General features: G+C 45.4%; 1 protein-coding gene. It reads left to right on the top strand.

The annotated features are described in order from the left end of the window. Positions 1-39: 39 nt before the first annotated feature. Positions 40-1,392, top strand: coding sequence for a folylpolyglutamate synthase/dihydrofolate synthase family protein (locus IQ246_RS29610; RefSeq protein ID WP_194006842.1), 1,353 nt, complete (start codon positions 40-42; stop codon positions 1,390-1,392). Positions 1,393-1,492: the final 100 nt, after the last annotated feature.

Genomic DNA, 1,492 nt, shown 5'->3' with positions numbered 1-1,492 from the left:
AAGAAATTTTCCCCACTCCCCACTCCCCCACTTCCTCCTGTGGATATCGATTCTGTAATACAACCCTTTCAACGCTTTGGTGTCCATCTGGGACTTAATCGCATTGTTAAACTGTTGGCAAAGCTCGGCAATCCCCATCACCAAATCCCAGTAATTCACGTTGCTGGTACTAACGGTAAAGGTTCTGTCTGTGCTTATCTTTCCTCTGTGCTTACTGAGGCTGGTTATTGTACAGGCCGCTACACTTCTCCCCACTTAGTTGATTGGACGGAACGGATTTGCCTAAACGAACAGCCAATTTCCTCAGAGGAATTGAACCAATTATTAGAAAAAATCCAAGCAGTTATTCGTGCTGGTGACGAATCCGCAACTCAATTTGAAGTAATTACAGCAGCAGCTTGGTTATATTTTGCTCAGCAGCAAGTTGATGTAGCAGTTGTAGAAGTCGGACTAGGTGGTCGTTTAGATGCTACTAATGTCTGCTTACAGCCTTTAGTTACTATCATCACTTCCATCAGCCGCGAACACTGGCAACAACTTGGTTCTACTATTACTGAAATTGCTAGAGAAAAAGCTGGTATTCTCAAACCTGGATGTTCCGCTGTAATTGGGCTATTGCCACCGGATGCCGAAAAAGTCGTGCGATCGCGTGCTTTAGAATTACAATGCCCAATTTTTACACCCCAACCTTCCCGCCAAATAGCCCCAGGATGGGCAGAGTATCAGAGAGGGGGAGAGGGGGAGAGGGGGAGAAGGGGAGCAGCGGAAGCAGGGGAGGAGATGGAAGAACTACGCCATGACTTTATTAAGTATCCTTTGCCATTACCAGGACAAATTCAACTAGCTAATTCAGCTTTGGCTTTAGCTGCTTTAGAGATTCTCCAAAAACAGGGTTGGCAGATTTCTAAAGAAGCGATCGCTCAGGGTATGGCAAAAACTAAATGGCCTGGGCGGATGCAATGGACTACCTGGAAAAACCATAAATTATTACTTGATGGCGCTCATAATCCAGCCGCCGCCCAAGTCCTCCGCCAGTATATCGATAGCTTAAACACAGTTAACAATAAACCCATACATTGGGTTATGGGAATGTTCTCTGATAAAGATCATGCTGATATTTTTGCCGCCTTAATGCGTCCAGGCGATCGCCTTTACCTAGTACCAATACCAGTAGAGCCTTGGCCTGGGAGAACCTCCGCTGATCTCCAAAATTTAGCCAGCCTCGCTCATAGCATCTGTCCAGATTTGAGCGATCGCCAAATACATCCAGATTTATTCACAGCACTAGATTCTGCAACTTCAACCACTAAAACAGACGATTTAATCGTCCTATGTGGTTCGCTTTATCTAGTAGGAGAATTTTTACAAAGGCAAGTAACCAATAGGGAATAGGGAATAGGGAATAGGGAATAGGGAATGGGGAATAGGGAATAGATAACCTATATAATGCCCCATGCCCCATGCCCCATGCCCCATGCCCAAAATCTACCTC

The sequence above is a fragment of the aff. Roholtiella sp. LEGE 12411 genome (assembly GCF_015206995.1).
Lineage (GTDB): Bacteria > Cyanobacteriota > Cyanobacteriia > Cyanobacteriales > Nostocaceae > Komarekiella.
Note: the sequence above shows the minus strand (reverse complement) of the source record. Positions and strands in the feature narration are given on the sequence as shown.